This is a genomic window from Streptomyces sp. NPDC001920 (assembly GCF_053594495.1).
On the sequence record NZ_JBSFEP010000021.1, the window covers coordinates 1 to 15,843 of the forward strand.

Sequence of the window (15,843 nt, forward strand, 5' to 3'; positions counted from 1 at the left end):
CCTGCGCGATCTGGCACAACCGCACCATCGGCGCACCCATCACCCGATCGCTGATCGCCTACGACCACTGAGCCACATCGGAACTACTCGTCTAGTGCTGCCTGACAGATAGACGTGTCGCGCCGCATCTACGTGTGTAGCGGTCACCGAATCGAGGTGGACTCTGTACTGCGAGGAGTTGATCACGAAGGTCTCGAGGTACTTCCCCCAGTACCCGGTACGGGGAGGCTCCACGTAGAGACGATCCACCTTCAGTGGCAGACCGGATACCCGCAGCGCAAGCTGTCCGGAATTGTCGCTGACACCTGCGTCACCAATCGCATGCGGGACGTCTTCAAACAGGGTGACCCGGGCCTCCGGCACCGCTTGCTCCGTTACACCGTCTACCACCTTGACTTCCAGGGTGGTTCCCCGACCCGAAAGAGGACTAGGTCTGGCTCCAGGATGAGTTGAGATCGTTCGGTACTTGCAATTTGGCACAAGCCGCAGCGCGCCGGAAGATCGGATACAGCGATGAATATCCGGTGTAACGCGAACGAGCTTCGGTCCCGCGGCGAAAGCTGAGACCAGCAGGTGCACCTGTGCGTCCTTCGGGCTATCGGCAGGCTGAAGCCAGCCTTCGGTCCCGACCCTGCGGTCGCCATCTACTCGGAAGTAGCTGAGGCCATCCTTTTCCCACATCGCATGAAGCTGGTTGAGGAGGTAGTAGTCCTCCCCGTAGTCGGACTCCAAGCCTTCGCGTGGCAGGAGGATGAGTTCCTCGGTGAAATCGCGTCCCAACTCCGCATGTTGACCGTTCGATAGCCCCTGACCGTGATCATTCACTGCCATTGTCCTCACCCTCTACTCGCTTCAGAGCCAGCAAGGGGGCGCCAACCGGAGTCAGGCGCGCTGCGGCGCCCAGTGGTGCGTCCCCTTCCACAGACAGGCTGAGGGCTACTCCTCCTGCTCTGACGTTTACCAGGGTGGGTCCGCCGTCATCGAGGCCCAGCTCGAAGCACTTGAAAGCAAATGTCACCGGACGCTGACCCGTATAGGTGATCTCATGGCTTCGGTTAGATCCCACGGCCACGGTTACATCGCCGCTCACCAGGCCAGTGAGCTCCGGGAGCTGCACCTTCGCAGCGGTCCCCCCGCCTCGCTCGTAACGCACCATCAGTTCCTTGGCGACGGCAACCTCCGTGACAACGTAAAGGTGGCGGCCGGAATCGAGAAAGGGACGGAAGAGGGGACTGTCCCACTGGATGTCGCCGGTCTCGATGTACTCGGATACGGCACTGGGTTTGACCTGGATTTTCTGAACTTCTCGGAAGATGAACTGCATCGTCTTCGCGTTCGTGTACTTAGCCGACACCTCCAGCGATCCTCCCAGACCGCCAACGAAGGAGGACAGGAGGCCGGCGCCTACCCCGAAAGACATCGCGCTGCTCGATCTCCCACTGATATCCGCTGCGGGCGCTGGCCGAGATGGTTTCGGCTGTTCCGCCTGTGAGTCCTTGATGAGGTCCTGCAGTTCTCCAAGCCATACCGCCTGTGGGTTGCCGTCTGAGCGGCCGATGACCGCAGGCGGAACGAGACCCGCGTAAGGATGCTTGATCACGTTGTAATCAAGGCCAGTCAGGAAGGTCGCTGCCTTGTCCGAACAGAAGACCATAGCCACTCAGCTCCGAACGTCGCGCCGTCGCTCCGCAATCCGAATCTCTCCTGAACATGCCAGATCACATGTGTCGACGCATGACCTGCTGCGCCACCTGAGGGAGTGGGACTTGAGCGCGCGAATCGCCTAGCCGAACCGGGAGGGGGAGCTCCTAATACCGGGCGCGGCGTCGGCAGATTCTGGCCCCCCGTTTCACCTGCCATCGTGGGCGGGCGAGCCGCTCCGTCCGGCTGTTCCGAAGATCCGTCGTGATAAGCCCTGGGTCCGAACGGCCGAATATCTGAGCAGAATGGCCAACCATCCTTGAGTACGATCCGCCCGCCAGCGGCCTTGCCACCAGGTCTGGCCATGTATCGCTGACGGTCACAGCGGCGTTAGCGCGGCAGGCTCTCCCTGGCCTGGCCTGGCCGTCGCCACCGTCGCCAGCGCTGGGCACGACTAGGCGTGACCGGCGGGCAGGTCGTAGCGGCTGACGGCCAGGTATGTTTCCGGCGTCGCCGCTTCGAGGAGACCCTCGTCGCCCTCCAGATCGAGTTCCGGCTCCTGGGGACGGCGCAGCAGGTCACTCCAGTCGCTCGCCGCACCCCGCTCGTAGGCGTCGCGGAGCAGGGGACGCAGCCGTGGGCGGGCTTCCTCCTGCTGTTCGCGGAAGATGCGCCGCTGGGTGAGTCGCTGTTCTTCCTGGGCTTCGTCGCTGAGTTCCAGGTCGGCGGCAGGCTGGTCCTCGGCGCGCAGTCCTGGCGTGCGCCGGGCGATGGCGAGGTCCTCCTCGTGGAGGCGCTCGCAGGCGGCGAACAGCTTCCGGGACATGCCGAGGTGGACCTCAGTTCCGGGGATGCGGCAGCTCAGGAAGTCGTCGAGGCCCATGGAGCGGATTCCGGCGCGCAGGGTGTGCTGCTCCGCGCCGGTCGCTGCTCCGCGGGCGTCGGCCCGCATGGCAAAAGTGAGGCCATCGTCTTCCAGGGGCGTGGTCAGCCCGGAACGCCGGTGACGGGAAGCCCGGTCGGCGGGAACGGGCACGGTGCGCAACTGCGAGGCGGGAGCCGAGCGCAGCGCCAGGTAGGCAAGCATCTGGGCGCGGGCCGCGCCGATGAGCGCGTCGTCGCTGTCGCCGAGGCGGTCTTCCAAGTTGCCCGGGCCCGCCGCCTCGTCGTCGGTGTCGGACCCGGCAGGGGTGAGGGGCGGCAGACCGGGGTGCAGGTGGTGGTCGATGGTGAGGAAGAGATCGTCACCGGGCCGTACGGACGCCCCGACCAAGACGGTCCGGTGCGCGTACGCACCGAGGACGTTGCTGCCGGCCGCCAGCTGCGCCCACCCCTTGCGGAGCGTGCCGAGACCCACGTCGCCGCCCTTGGCCTCGATCAGCCAGTACAGTTCTTCTGCCTCGTGGCGCCCCCACAGATCGGGCAGCTTCTCCTTCGGATCCTTGAACGTGTTGAACAGAGCAGGGATAGGGCCGCCGAGTTCGAGGTGCTCGGTCTGGCCGAGGCCCAATAGCGAGCGGCAGGCCCACTCGGTCATCGTCATGCCTAGCCGGTAGCCAGCGGCATTCTTCGCGCTCCGCTCGGTGCCGTGCGCGTAGACCGGGTTCCAGGTCAAGCGCCGGCCCTTGGCACCCGGTACGGGATGCCGGGGCTCGACGGCGTGCGCGCCGAGGTAGGCGTACAGCGGGGAGACTCGGGCGACGAGTTCCCCGTGTGCGTAGCGCGGCTGGTTCTGCAGATGCGGGGTGACGTCGCGGCCGACTTCGGTGGCAGCCTTGATGATCTCCCGCCAGGTGGTGGTCGGGGCGTACCAGCCGTCGGCCGCCGGGAATCCGTCCGATCCCGTCCACGCCTTGTGCTTGGCCGTCCGCCACTGCCTCCGAGGCTTGTTCGCGGGTCCGTTTCGGAACAGGACTGGTATGTCGAAGCTGTCGGGGTAGGTCAGCGGCGGCTCGTCGGGGATGTGCGCGGGGATCATGCGGTTCACTCTGGCATGTGCTCAGACCGCTCCCGGAGCCGGGTATCGAGCCGTCTACGGAGCCGCGGCGGAATCGATCCGGCTGGTGGCTCAGTCCTGGCGCTGGACATGGACTCGTCGAGCTGGCCCCCATGCCGCACGGTACTCAGGGTCGGTCCCGGCGCACGTCCTTGCGCCGTCGTTCGAGCTGAGGGAGCCAGTGCTGGGGCGGCTGGGGATCCGTGGCTGCTACCGCCCAGCCGTCCTCTTCTTGAGGGTTCCGGGGAGCCCAGGTGCGCGGTGGGCGCAGTGTGAGGACATCTTTGACGAGTGCCCCCATAGCATCAGGAAGGTCCCGGTCAGGATCGTTCAGCAGGAGAGGTATACCCAGCGGGCCCCGTCGGGGGGCTGATGTCCGGTAGGTGACCTGGCAGGAGGCGTTCGCTTCAAAGACGACGCCGCGGGCGTCGGTCGGCCCCTCCTCGTCCGAGAACCAGATCAGCCGGTCGCCAGCTACCAGGCGCTCCCTGCCATGGAGCATGCCGTTCCGCACGGTTCCGTCTCTGTCGAGGAAGGGAACGGGGTCCTCGTAAGCGCCGGGATCGTTGTCGCTGAGTCCGGCCACGTGCCCGGGGTCATGCGTGGAGTGGATCTCCAGGAGGTCGCCGTCCGCGTGGGCCATCCAGATGTCGAGAACCTCAGCGGACGAGCTGAGCAGATGGGGGTACGCGGTGAGCGCGAACAACTGCCCTGCCCTCAGGGGCAGGACGACTCGGTCATTCGCGGGCAGGCGATGAAGCGCAGGGATCGGCTCCCAGCTGTTGATACCGGTTACCTCCCTCTGGCACCGGCGGATCGCCTCGATGGCCGTGTCCAGGGAGACGCGGAAAAACTCCTTGCTTGCGTTAACGCGTTGGGCGGTGAGGAGGCGGTGGACAGCCTGTTCGACGTCTTTGGGTCGGGACGTGTGGGCCCTGAAGAGCACGTCGAAGGGGAAGGGGACCGATGTGCCCGACAGGTCCTTAGCTCGGTCCTCCGCGAGCAGGTCTGTGTAGCCGATCTTGAGCATGTCCGGGAAGGCAGGGTTCCGCTGGACGTACACGAACCCAGTGGTCCGAGGAGGAGGCAGAGGAGTCCCGATGCCCGTCTTCCGTGAGCTGCCGGATTTCTGGTGCCTCTTGGTGCCCCTGGAGAATCCGGAGAGCGTGACTGGCGGGTCGGACGACAGTACTTCGATCCCACCTTCGAGGTTGTGATGGGATGAGACGGCGATGCGGCGTCCCGAGGAGAAGTGCTCCACCTCAGCGCGGGACAGACAGCGCAACGCTTCTTCGAGCGGTTCGATCCCCTCATGTTCGTCGTAGTCGCGGTCACGGAAGTCTGGCAGGGATCGGGCCAGTGCATTGGTGGCGGCTTCCGTGATCAGACTGGCGAGCTCCGGGCCGATGTGTGCGTACACAGTGCCTAGGTGGGTGGACTCGATTTCGTCGTACTCGTTGTGTGCTTGGCCGTAGAGGTCGATAGGGACGCCGGCACGCTTCGCGATGAGGAGCAGCTCGCAGGCGTGACCTGGGTTGTCCAGGTCGAAGACGAAGTGGGCGTGCATGCCCGGGGACTCCGTCCTGGGCTTACGGCAGATGAGTAGAAGGCGGTTCCGATGTTCGGGATCCCGCTCGAAACCGAGGGGCAACACCCCCTCTGCGACTGCGGCGAGGGCAGCCTCCGCCTCTGCTGCGGTTCGGACGATGATGTTCCACCAGGGCAGAGGGCCGAAGGTGCCGTGTACCGCTTCGGCATCAGGAACACAGGAACTGCCTGGGTACGACTGCCGGAAGTCGAGGGAGTGGTTCAGGAAGGTCTGAATGCAGGCGTCCTGGAAGCGCTCCTGATGGGTGCGCGCCCGCAGCATGTCGCGCTCTGTGTCGCTCAGGCAGCCGATCGCCTCGCCGAGCATCTCTAGCTGCTCGTTGACCAGTTTCAAGGCTCGGGCGATCACTGGCCGCAGAGCGTGATTCTTCCGGAGCTGTCGGCTTACCTCTCGAAGGTGCTCCTTGGCCGCGGTGCAGTAGGCCACATCTGCGCCCAACTTCCATAGGTGCCTGGCCTCGTCGGCGGGAAACTGCGCCAGCCACAGGCGATGAGCGTCGTTGCCCTTCCTGATCAAGGCAACTGAGGCGGCATGCCGCACATGAGCGTCGCGTTCCGCTTCCAGCCTGGACCAGATGGTGTCGGAGTACGCATCAAGAGATATGACTGAGAGAGGCACCAGAGCCTCTCCGGTGCGAGCCTCCACGCCCCAGTGCCGGGCCAGTTCCCTGGCCACCTGGGCGGCGGTCGCCGCGCGGGACGACCGACGTGACCAGTGGTCCAGGAGGAGGGCATACGTGCTCTCTGGATCCGCAGCGCGCAGTCCGAGGCCGAACAGCAGGACGGAACCGACAAGGCCGTCGCGCTCCACGTGCCGGCGGACATGCTCGACCAGGCTGGTGAGTTGATCCGTGTCAGGCTTGGGATCGGCGAAGACCGGGTGCTTTGCCAGCAGTCCCGTGATGTGCGCGGTGGACCGGCCACGCGCGTCCAAGACGGCGATCCGCAGGATCAGGAGGGCACGCAATAGATCCAGATCACTCGGGTTACCGACGATCCGCGCCGGATCCAGCAACGGGTGGTGGCGACCGACAGAGGTGGCAATCCCCGCGCAGATCTTCTGGATCCACTGCTCGCGCAGGTCGGTCAAGCCAGTAGCGGAAGGCACAGCTCTAATCCCCCTGTTAGACAAGGACGGTAATGGAACCCTCTCCGACATCCGCACCGGAGACCGTCCTCGTGAAAGCTCTGCCGGCGCGTGCTGTCGGCGACCTGTGGGACATGCAGGCGCCTGGCAGACGCCATGCCCATCAGCCCTGATGGCCTGGAGGGCCACGGCCAGGCAGCTCATCATCCTGGCCTGTCGCATCTGCGGAGTGTAGGAGGTGCCGCTGACAAGAGACCCGCATCGCGACGTTCCCGCTGACTTCCTCGGGCCCGTGGCGGTGTGGGAAGCCCCCACGACTCGGTTCGCTGTCAAGCGCCTGGATCAGATGCCATGGCGACTGGCTTCACTGTTGTAGGTTCTCAACTTCAGTGTCAGGCGCCGACCCTGTGACCCGGATGTTTCCCTTGAGTCTCACGATGTGTCGGCAGGCGGCTGTCTCAGATCGGTGTCATTTCCCCAGGCTGTCCAGCAGGCTGCAACGCGGCCCGGGGCGTCACGAACCTGCATCGGCAACCATCAGCTCCTGGTGACGTGCAGCGCAGGTTGCGCGGACACTCCGTTGCACTTTGCGTGATTTTGGCTGTGTCGCTGCGGTCGCGAAAAGCAGGTTGCACACGAACGCCCCGAGCGTCGTCGCCGACAAGCGTCTGCGGGACTACGGACGGGTTGATCAGCCCATAATTGGAGTCAGTGCCGAGCGACCCGGCGCATCGCACCCGCCCCGGGTGCACTCACCGCGATCGGAGAGCATCGTGAAGAACAGCGCGTTGTGGCGAGTGGTTGACAACGAGAGTGGTACACAGTCCATCGTCAGCACGCCCTCCGAGGCGGTCGCGTTCGTCAACAGCCGGTTCGACACCGATGACGACGACGAGCCGTTCAGCATCACTAAGGTCGGCCCTCTCCTTCCGAAGCCGCTCGGGGTCATCACCGCATGGGCGGCCAAGAAGGACGGCGAGCGAACCGACGGGCGTACTGCCCCGATCACCATCAGGCCGGTTGTGACGGACAACGCCAGCGAGTGCGACGACGTCGTGCTCTGGGGCGACGTGTACGTCTCCTGGGACCACGACATGTACACCGTCGAGGAGCCGGACAGCTCCGAGTACAGCGAGGCTTACAGCGCAACCGAGTTGAGCGCGATCCTCGACGAGTACGCCGACGACTACGAGTACGCGCCTGAAGGGCCCGACAGCCACAGGTGGCCGAAACCGGAAGAGCTGATCACCTACGGCGCCCAGGAGTGCGCCAAGCGGTTCGGGCACCTCGACGACGAGGCCCTGCTGTGGCTCGCTGCCACCCGCATCACGCTCGCCGTGTGGCGCAACACACCCGTCGAGAACTGGCATGCCGGGAAGAGTCCGCTCCACGACGGCACAATGATGCGGATCAACACGGCAACCACCCGACTCGTGCGCTCGATGCTGTCGTTCGACCATGTCGACTGGATCGGTCTCGGTCTCGCGATCGTCAACCCGTCCCGGGTTCTACCGACCGGGCAGTCCGTGCTCGAGCTCGGGCTGGCCTGCCACAACCCTGACGACCCGGCACACGAGGTTGATCCGCGAGAAGAACTCGCGGAGATGGCACAGGTCGCGATCTCATGGGGGCGAAGGTACTGCCTTAGCGAGAAGGAGTTCGGCCTGCGAACCCTGATCGAATCCTTCTGTGCATCCGACAACGGCTGGTTCGGAGCACCAAGTTGGGGGCGCATCGTCGATCGGTTCCTTGCGGCTGTCGACGACCGGGAGAATGCGCACTGGCGCATACACCGGGACAAGCCTTGGTTCGACGAGTGGTTCACCAACCGCCCGGCCGACATTGCGGACACCACGGAATTTCGTCGGCTGCTCCATGCCGGGCCCGACCTGCTGTCTGAGGAGGCCGCCGAATGGTGCGTGGAAGGTGCCATCGGCTACATCTGCCAGGACGACCATGCGAACGGCTGCCTGCGGTGCGGTATCCCGCTGGCAACGGAGTCCCCAAACGAGTGAACGTGGGCAGCCTCCTCCGCGAGCGCTACGTTCGCATCCGCGTGAGGCGCCCACGCCGGACCTGAGGCAAGGCCACCCGAACGAATGACGGCAGTGGCCAGCGATTCTCAATCCCGTGTCAGTTCGGCCAGTCGCATGACATCGCGACTGAGAAAATGACACGGGATCTGAGAACCTACAACTGTCCAAGGACGACAGTTCGCCGGGGGCAGACAGGAAAGATCACGGAAAGACTGGCCAACCTGCGCGGGAGCATGTCAACGTAGACGACCTTGCAAGAAACCCCAGGTCAGAGAGGTGATTGTCTGTGACCGTGGCTTCCGTCGGCCCCGGTTTCTCCACCACCGTCGAAGCCCTGCGGCTGCGCGAGTGGCAGCTGGGCCCCGGCCAGCCCACGCTCGTCATGGACCAGTTCTGCGCCGAGGACTTCAACCTCATCGTGGACGACCGTGCGGACGTGCACGTCAGCTCCAAGGACGGCCGGTTCTACCTCGGCTGGTTCCCGCTCGGTCGTCCCGGCACCGACGGCGAGGGATGGAAGATCGCCGTCACCGGAACCGCCAAGGTACCCGGCTACCAGCTGTCGTTCGACACCGAGACGCCGGCCGACATCGTCGCTGCCGCCGTGGCGCGCGTGCTGGAAACCTCACGTCGCGTATGACAGCGCAGGCGCCCACGCGTAGTCCTCGCCGGGAGGGTGGTCGGCTGACGCCGGCTGATTCCATCGCTCACCGTTTTCCTCACCCAAGGAGGCCGTTCATGACGTCCACGGAGATGACCGTCGGCGATCTCATCGACCTGCTGTCCGGTTGCGACCGCAGTGCTCCGGTCCGCCAGGCCATGAATCCGTTCTTTCCGATGGCACACCGCTTGGCGCAGGTCGTGCAGTCCGTGGACGAGACCGGCCAGACCGTCGTCTACCTCGCCGAAGGCCGGGACGAGGGCTCACAGCTCGGCCATCTGCCGCCCGAGGTCGCCGTCGCCCTGACCTGGCAGGGCGACGTCCAGGCACCCCCGCGCCGCCCCCGCCGCCGTGCCGGCGGCAACTAGGCCCGCACCGAGCCCCTTGGAGGCGCCCCTGTACCCCGAATGTCCGCCCGACCCGTCCACTCCACGTAGCGGCCAGCCCGCGTTCTGGGTCGGCCCCCGGCATCTGGCCGGTGACGATGGGCGCCTCTACGACGCCGTCGCCGACACGCTCGCCGGCCTGGGCTGGACGAGCCTGACGATCGTCCGCGGACGGCACGAGCCGGACGAGGCACCCGAGGACCGCCAGGTCCTGCGCAGCACCGTCCTGCACATCAGCCCCGACGCCCTGCGCTGGGCCCAGTGGAGCCTGGCGGACGAACCGTTCCACCTGGGGGACCTGCCGATCGCCTGGCAGATCTCCGCCCGCGCGGACACGAGCAGCCCGCTCGCCCAGTGGTCGGCCTACTTCACCCCCGACGTCCCCGGCGAGGCCGTAGCCGACTTCCTCGTCGCGCTCGACGCTCGCGACGAGCCCGCCCTGCCGCTTGCCGGACCCGAGCTGGTCCTGGACGCCGTCGCCGCACACGGATGGCTCCGCGACATCGACCAGCCCCAGGCGGCAGCGACAGACCCGACGTTCACCTCGCACCTCAGCCTCGGCGAGGTGCCGCCTCTCATCCAGGACGGCGACCCGCGCGCCCTGATCACCGAGGACGACGAGGCGGGGCTGGCCGGGTGGCAAGCGTGGGCCGAGCCCGCGCTCGGCGCACCGTACCTGTGGGCGGCCTCCTTCTCCGCCAGCGTCCCGCACGACCTTGTGGCCGCCTTCGCCGCCTCCCTCAGCTCGACGGCACCGGTCCTGCGGCGGGTGCTGCCCGAGGCCACCCGGGAGCGTCTCCTGCGCGCGCCGGCCATCTAACGCCCCGCCGTTGCCATTTCCCCCAAACACACAGCCCGGCCTTTTCCGAAATGGAGGGCCGGGCTTCTTGTTTCTCGGGCCGGTAGTTACGTGCGCACAACGCGCTAGCTGCTGCCCGCCGGGACGGAACCCGGTCGCCAGAGGCGCAGTCGCTGACACTGCCCCTCGTTGTCCCCGAAGGGTTTGCCACCCTGTGACGTCAAGTTGCAGGATGCAGCAATGCACCTCAGCCCCGGCGTCCTTCTTGCCCTCTTCCTTGTCGTCGCCCTGATCGTCGCGCTGAAGGTCCGTTCACGCCGCAAGCGCATGGCCGCCCTCGCAGCACAGTGGCAGGCGTTCCAGCAGCACAGGAATGCAGGCCGAGGAGATCTTCTTCAGATCACGCGGGTCTACCAGCGCGGTCGCCGCGGGGCGAAGGCCGTCGTGACTTGGTGCGACACCGGTCGGCAGCAGGACGCCTGGTTCTGGAATTGGCACGTCCCCGCGGGCGCGTACCTGCTGGTCAATGCCTCCAGTGGTTATGGGCCGCACAGCCACAACCCGAACGTGCTCTACGTCCAGCCCGGCCAGGTCCAAGCCTGGGTTCCCGCCCAGGCGGCGCGTGCTGCTCAGCGCCTCGGCTGACGCGCTGCTGCCCTCCCGGCCACCGTGGTCGGGGGGCAGCAGCATGACCGGGCAGGTCAGCCGGTTGCGGTGGCCTTGGCGAGGGCCTTGCCGAGGTGGCGGTCGACGAGGGCCGGGGCGCCGGAGACGATCACCAGCAGATTGCCGTCCCGGATCGTGGTCTGCTTCACCACGGTGCTCCGCCCTGCGGTGGAGTACGTCAGCAGCTGGCTCCACTGTTCATCCCCGAGACCTTGGGGCGCGGGCAGCTTCTGCGCGGCTATGTCGATCGGAGTGCCGCCCGCGACGACCTGATAGGTGGGGCAGCCGGTCATGGCGTCGAAGATCCGTCCGATGGCGGCGGACAGCTTGTTCGCCGTGTCGCTGTACAGCTCCTCGGAGATCTCCGAGGAGCTGCTGCCGTAGGTGAAGGCGGCCTTCGCCTTGTGCGGGAAGGTGAGCGTGCCGCCGGTCGCCGCGCCGCCGCCCAGCTTGCTCAGGGCCGGGCAGCCGCTGACGGTGATGTCGTCGTGCTGGGCAGGACGCTGCGGCTTGCGCAGGTAGCCGCTGCCGAGGTCGCTCTGGTCGAGCAGGCGGGACTCGAGCGCGGCCGACGAGAGCGCGGTCGGCTTGTGGACCGCGCCGGTCGGCTTTCCGGTCCGGGCGGAGGAGGGGGTCTGGTGCTTGGCCCCGGTGGTGTCGGTGGAGCAGGCGGGCAGGGCGAGGAGGGGGTCTGGTGCTTGGCCCCGGTGGTGTCGGTGGAGCAGGCGGGCAGGGCGAGGAGGGCGGCTGTGATGCCGAGGGCGGTGGTGGCGACGCGAACGCGCATGACGGAACTGACCCCTTGGTGCTAGGCGACGGGTGGTCAGTGCGGGCCCGAGGGCCCGGTGGGGTCGTAGGAGTGGTGGTCAGTGCCCGAGGTGGCGCAGGCAGTCCTCGAAGGTGGCGTGCGTCGCGTCCGCCGGCCCGCTGTTCCGGTTGAACCACGCGGTGTCGAGGCGGGTCTCCTGCTGCTGGTGTCCCGCCCGGCAGCGCAGCCAGATCTCGCCGCGGGTGGAGAGGATGAGCCAGTCCCGGTACGCGCTGCACTCGGCGCAGGCGGCCATCTCGCCGTCGAGGACGAGGGGCTGCTTCCACGGCATCATCTTGCCGTCGACCTGGTCGTGGCTCGGCACACGCAGCTCCGGCGGAAGGAAGTCATCCACGACGACGGTCGGCTCGGCGGGCTTCGGTTCAGCCGCCGGCACTCCAATGCCCGGCGGGACCTGGCCCTGCATCCGCGCATGCATCTCGGCGAACTGCCTTTGAGCTTCGCTCGGCTCCTTGGCCCGGCGGCGTATCCGGTGAAACACCCTGGCGTCCTCCTCCACCTCGTCACCTCGTCCTGCGCGCTTCATGATCGTGCCGCGCGCCCCCGGTGGTTGCAATTCACAAAGTCCACAGCCGCCTTCGGCCACGTCATCAGGGGCGCTCCGCTTCTCCGTTGTCCGGATGACGAGTTGGCCACCGTGGGTATCTTCGTGCGGCGAGATGCCGTAGTCACGGTGTGCCCGATCACACGTCGCCGTCTCCCCCGACCGCCCAACTTCGCGACGTCTACTGGCCCGACTCGCCCCATCATCTCGCCTGTCCTGTAGTGCCCGAATTCCGACGGCATGCACATCGGACCTCGTCACCAGCGAGGTCCGATGTGGCGTATGACCGTGCTGTGGGTTGCGGGCGGAGCTGGTGCTCTCCCTTCTTTCGGTGATGCGCTGAGACCGCGTGCCGGCACCCGTCGGGCTCACCGCGTCTTACGCGATGCCTCCTCTCCGCTGCGCCGCCTGCCGGGCGCGGAGGTCCTGGTCGTCGTCCCTCGCGTTGCGGACCGGCTCCCCGTGGTGCTGCTCTCGGGCAGGTGGGAGGCGTCTGCTGGCAGGTCGGCCGTCAGCCGCATCCGCCACACGAGCACGTCGCTCACGGAGTCCGCGGTACCGAGTTCACGGCGTTCGGCTACCTCGGACAGGAGGGTGGCCGGGTCGTGGCCGGCGGCTTCTGCCTCCGCGATGGTCGCTGCCAGGGCGTACCAGCCGGGCTCGGCGAGGATCTGCTCGGCCAGCTCCGGCAGCGCCTCGCGCAGCAGCACGGTCTGCCGCTGGAGTATCGGCCGGCTCATACGCCGGCCTCGTTGGTAGAGCGCTCCGAGGGGCTGGGCGGCGGCGGTCTGGTAGGCGGTACGCAGGTGCTCGGCGGCCCGGGCGGCGGCCTCGGCCTGCTGAGCGTGGCCCTTTCTGGCGTGCCAGTGCGCGGCGGCAGTGATGAGGAAGAACAGCATGTCGATGGCCATCGCCGTGGTGGCGCCGTCCTCACCGCGGCCGAGGGCCGGGCCGCCGTGGACGAGGTCGCGGGCGGCCTGCCGCAGGGCTCGGTCGTGCCCGCGTACGGCGCGGACATGGGAGCGCGAGGCACGTTCGAAGGCCGTAGCCGCGTCCCGGAGTTCGCGGCGGGTGTGGGCGGCGGACGTCTTTGCGAGGGCATCCAGGACCTCGCCGACCGCGGCGATGTGGGCAGCGGCGATCGCATCGTCGCCGTGCTCGACGACGAGGACGGCTTGCCAGGCGGCTGATGCCGTGCTGCGGCGGGCGGAGGCCGGAGCGCCCGGTCCTGTCCGGGGTGCTTGCTGTTGCCGGGCGGCTGGGTTGTCCTGGGCGTCGCCGGACCAGCGCTCTCGGATGCGGGGCAGCGAGAGATCGGGGGCGAGGCGTGCGCCGGGGTAGAAGACCGGCTCGCCGTCCTTGTTGAGGTCGTCGGGCAGAGCGACCTTGTATCCGAGGAGGTCGCCGGAGGGGGCGGCACGCTTGCGGATCAGGAGTCCGGCGGCGGCGAGCCGGTCGAAGAATTCCTCGTCGCTCCTCGCGCCGGTCACCGCGCGCCGTACCGTTTCCCGCAGTTCCTCGCGGGCGGTGCGCTCGCGGCCCTGGCGCTCGGCCTTGTGGCGCTCAGCGCTGGTGGGTCGCTTCGCGCCGGTGCCGTCGCCCTTGTTCAGGCGGCGCAGACCGAGTTCGGCTTCGAGGGCGCGGGCCTGGGCCTGGACCCGGACGGCGTCGTGGTCGAGGTCGGGCTTGAACCCGTCCTCGCGCACGAGGGTGGCGATGATGTGGATGTGGTCATCGGCGTGCCGGACCGCCGCCCATCGGCATCCGGCGCCCTCCTCGGGGTCGTCGATGCCCGCGGCGGCCACCATGCGCCGGGCGATCTCGCCCCATTCCTCGTCGCTCAGAATCCGGTCTTCTTCGGCGTTGCGGACCGAGAGGTGCCACACATGCTTCTTGGGTCGGTCGGCCTGCTCGACGTTCGCGACGGGCTGATCGAGGAGCTGCTGGAGCTGTTTGAGCGTGGCGGACGGGTCACGGCCCGGGTCGGGGGCGTTGCCATCCCAGGAGGCGATCAGGTGCGGGTCGGTGTGCTCTTCGAACTTGCCCGGTCCGTAGAGGTAGGAGAGGAGGCCGATGGTGCGCTGTCCGCGCTTCTGGATTCTGGGGATCATGCCGTTGAGGGGGTCCTAGTCCTGGTGGAGGAGCCGGTCGGTGACGTGCTGGACGCGCTGGACCGCACGGTCGGTGGCCGCGATGACCACGTCGAGTTCGCCCGGGTGCCCTCCGGCGTTGACCGCTCGGGCGATCTGGTTCAAGTTGCTGCCGACATGGCCGAGATGCCGACGGGCGGCGAACAACTCGGCGATCACCTCACGCTCGCCGGCGACGGCACTCGCGGTCCGTTCAAGGTCGCGGGCGGCGGTCAGGGCAGCGCGGGCGAGGAAGCCTGCGAGAGTGAGGCCGGCGGCCTTCGCGCCGACGGTCACGAGGGCGAGTTCGTCGTCGCTGAAGCGGGTGTTGCGGACGTGCGGACGCTGACGACGCTGGTACTTGCGGCGGCGCGTGCGCGGCTGCTCACGTCCCTCCTGTATCCCCTCTGGCTGCGATCCGCCCTCGGTCGCAGCCTCCTCGTCTGGCGTCCCCCGGCGCCGGACGAGCCCCTGCCCCCCAGGGGCAGGGGAACCCTTGGATACTCCGCTCAAGGCGGAGTATCCAAGGGGATAACTTGCTCGCCCCGAGACCGAGTTGGAGTCGGGAGCAGGTTCGAGGGTGCTGCCGGTCTGGGTGGGGTTCGTCATCGGAATTCGGGCCTCGTAGAGCGGGTGTCGTTCTGGATGGTCGCGGCCAGCGCGAGCAGGTCGGCCGGTCCCATAAGGACGCGGACGGGCCCGTCGGGCTGGTCCTGGACGAGCCACTGGCCGCTCGGCGTGAGGACGGCGGCGTGTAGGAGCCGCCGGCGGACCAGAACGTCCGCCCAGGCGCTGGCCTCGTCGACCGTGGGCTCGGATGAGCGAGCAGGTCGCGCAATCACGGCGTGTCTCCTCAAGCGGGGCGGCGGCCCGGCACTGAGTCGGGCCACCGGTTGCGTTTAGGGACGTTGAGCTGGGGTTTTGCAGGTTCAGCCGCATTCGGGGCAGCGACCGACGTGGCTGTTGAGCGCCCGTGCCATCCGCTGCTTCGTCGATGCAGCCTGCTTCGCGCTGGATTTCGCCGCCGGCCTGCCCTCGTGCCGTTTGGAGTGGGCGAGCATGAAGCCGATCTCCCGCTCGTACTCCGCACGGACGGTGTCGAACTGGTGGCAGGTCTTCACGGGGCGGTGCTCCTTGCTGTTGTGGTGTCGTCGCTCCGCAATTGCTGGAGGACGAGGCTGAGTCGGTCGTTCCGGCCGCCCTTCAGGCCCTCGCGGCGGAGGATCTCCCGCAGCTGGACCCGGGTGACGGACTCGTTGCCGTCCCGTTCGAGCAGGGCAGGGACGTGCGGACGGACCTGCTGGACTAGCTGGTCCACCGCCTGCTCCGGCTCGCGCGGCGGACGCTGCGTCTGCGGGGTGCGGGACCGGGTGCGCTTCCCCTTGGTCTTGGGCCGGGGTATCGGGGTCGTCTTCCGGCGGAGGGGGACCTTGTGTCCCCGGTCCCCGGTGGGCTCGGTCC

15 protein-coding genes and 1 pseudogene are annotated in these 15,843 nt (G+C 67.5%); 5 read left to right on the forward strand and 11 right to left on the reverse strand.

The window, feature by feature from the left end:
* Positions 1 to 39 precede the first annotated feature (39 nt).
* The 4 genes from ACWCPI_RS30445 to ACWCPI_RS30460 all read right to left on the reverse strand — a co-directional run bounded on the left by ACWCPI_RS30445 (position 40) and on the right by ACWCPI_RS30460 (position 6,335).
* Complete coding sequence (locus ACWCPI_RS30445) at positions 40 to 831, reverse strand: hypothetical protein (protein WP_451041184.1); 792 nt, start codon at positions 829 to 831, stop codon at positions 40 to 42.
* The gene (locus tag ACWCPI_RS30450) at positions 818 to 1,654 is read right to left on the reverse strand and encodes a gasdermin (RefSeq protein ID WP_451041296.1); all 837 of its coding nucleotides are present in this window, start codon (positions 1,652 to 1,654) and stop codon (positions 818 to 820) included. Before ACWCPI_RS30450 ends, ACWCPI_RS30445 begins: the two co-directional genes overlap by 14 nt.
* 441 nt (positions 1,655 to 2,095) lie before the next feature.
* A complete protein-coding gene (locus ACWCPI_RS30455; protein WP_451041185.1) occupies positions 2,096 to 3,619 on the reverse strand; it encodes a gamma-glutamyltransferase in 1,524 nt (507 codons plus the stop codon).
* A 145-nt stretch (positions 3,620 to 3,764) separates the two neighbouring features.
* Positions 3,765 to 6,335: a GIY-YIG nuclease family protein gene (locus ACWCPI_RS30460; RefSeq protein WP_451041186.1), complete on the reverse strand. Its 2,571-nt coding sequence runs from the start codon at positions 6,333 to 6,335 to the stop codon at positions 3,765 to 3,767.
* Positions 6,336 to 7,105: 770 nt separating this feature from the next.
* Between ACWCPI_RS30460 and ACWCPI_RS30465 the strand changes: the two genes are divergently transcribed.
* From ACWCPI_RS30465 to ACWCPI_RS30485, 5 genes are all read left to right on the forward strand, one after another.
* Entirely contained in the window at positions 7,106 to 8,347 is a 1,242-nt protein-coding gene (locus ACWCPI_RS30465; protein ID WP_451041187.1) for a hypothetical protein, read from the forward strand.
* Positions 8,348 to 8,654: 307 nt separating this feature from the next.
* Positions 8,655 to 9,008, forward strand: coding sequence for a DUF317 domain-containing protein (locus tag ACWCPI_RS30470; RefSeq protein ID WP_093724906.1), 354 nt, complete (start codon positions 8,655 to 8,657; stop codon positions 9,006 to 9,008).
* A gap of 98 nt (positions 9,009 to 9,106) precedes the next feature.
* The gene (locus ACWCPI_RS30475) at positions 9,107 to 9,397 is read left to right on the forward strand and encodes a hypothetical protein (RefSeq protein ID WP_351236243.1); all 291 of its coding nucleotides are present in this window, start codon (positions 9,107 to 9,109) and stop codon (positions 9,395 to 9,397) included.
* A 16-nt stretch (positions 9,398 to 9,413) separates the two neighbouring features.
* Entirely contained in the window at positions 9,414 to 10,235 is an 822-nt protein-coding gene (locus ACWCPI_RS30480) for a DUF317 domain-containing protein (RefSeq protein WP_451041188.1), read from the forward strand.
* Between the two features lie 219 nt (positions 10,236 to 10,454).
* Entirely contained in the window at positions 10,455 to 10,859 is a 405-nt protein-coding gene (locus tag ACWCPI_RS30485) for a hypothetical protein (RefSeq protein WP_451041189.1), read from the forward strand.
* Positions 10,860 to 10,915: 56 nt separating this feature from the next.
* Here the strand turns inward: ACWCPI_RS30485 and ACWCPI_RS30490 are convergent, their stop codons facing one another.
* From ACWCPI_RS30490 to ACWCPI_RS30520, 7 genes and pseudogenes are all read right to left on the reverse strand, one after another.
* Entirely contained in the window at positions 10,916 to 11,173 is a 258-nt protein-coding gene (locus ACWCPI_RS30490) for a hypothetical protein (protein ID WP_451041190.1), read from the reverse strand.
* Positions 11,174 to 11,746: 573 nt separating this feature from the next.
* On the reverse strand, positions 11,747 to 12,235 hold the full coding sequence (locus ACWCPI_RS30495) for a hypothetical protein (protein WP_402151556.1): 489 nt from the start codon (positions 12,233 to 12,235) through the stop codon (positions 11,747 to 11,749).
* 386 nt (positions 12,236 to 12,621) lie between these two features.
* Positions 12,622 to 14,364, reverse strand: a complete 1,743-nt coding sequence (locus ACWCPI_RS30500) for a relaxase/mobilization nuclease domain-containing protein (protein ID WP_451041191.1) — start codon at positions 14,362 to 14,364, stop codon at positions 12,622 to 12,624.
* 15 nt (positions 14,365 to 14,379) lie between these two features.
* Positions 14,380 to 14,895, reverse strand: coding sequence for a plasmid mobilization protein (locus ACWCPI_RS30505; RefSeq protein WP_451041192.1), 516 nt, complete (start codon positions 14,893 to 14,895; stop codon positions 14,380 to 14,382).
* Positions 14,896 to 14,987: 92 nt separating this feature from the next.
* Positions 14,988 to 15,224: a hypothetical protein gene (locus ACWCPI_RS30510; protein WP_451041193.1), complete on the reverse strand. Its 237-nt coding sequence runs from the start codon at positions 15,222 to 15,224 to the stop codon at positions 14,988 to 14,990.
* An 87-nt stretch (positions 15,225 to 15,311) separates the two neighbouring features.
* Complete coding sequence (locus ACWCPI_RS30515) at positions 15,312 to 15,503, reverse strand: hypothetical protein (protein WP_055493674.1); 192 nt, start codon at positions 15,501 to 15,503, stop codon at positions 15,312 to 15,314.
* A pseudogene (locus ACWCPI_RS30520) lies at positions 15,500 to 15,843 on the reverse strand (hypothetical protein); the annotation flags it as partial. The pseudogene ACWCPI_RS30520 and the gene ACWCPI_RS30515, both read right to left, overlap by 4 nt.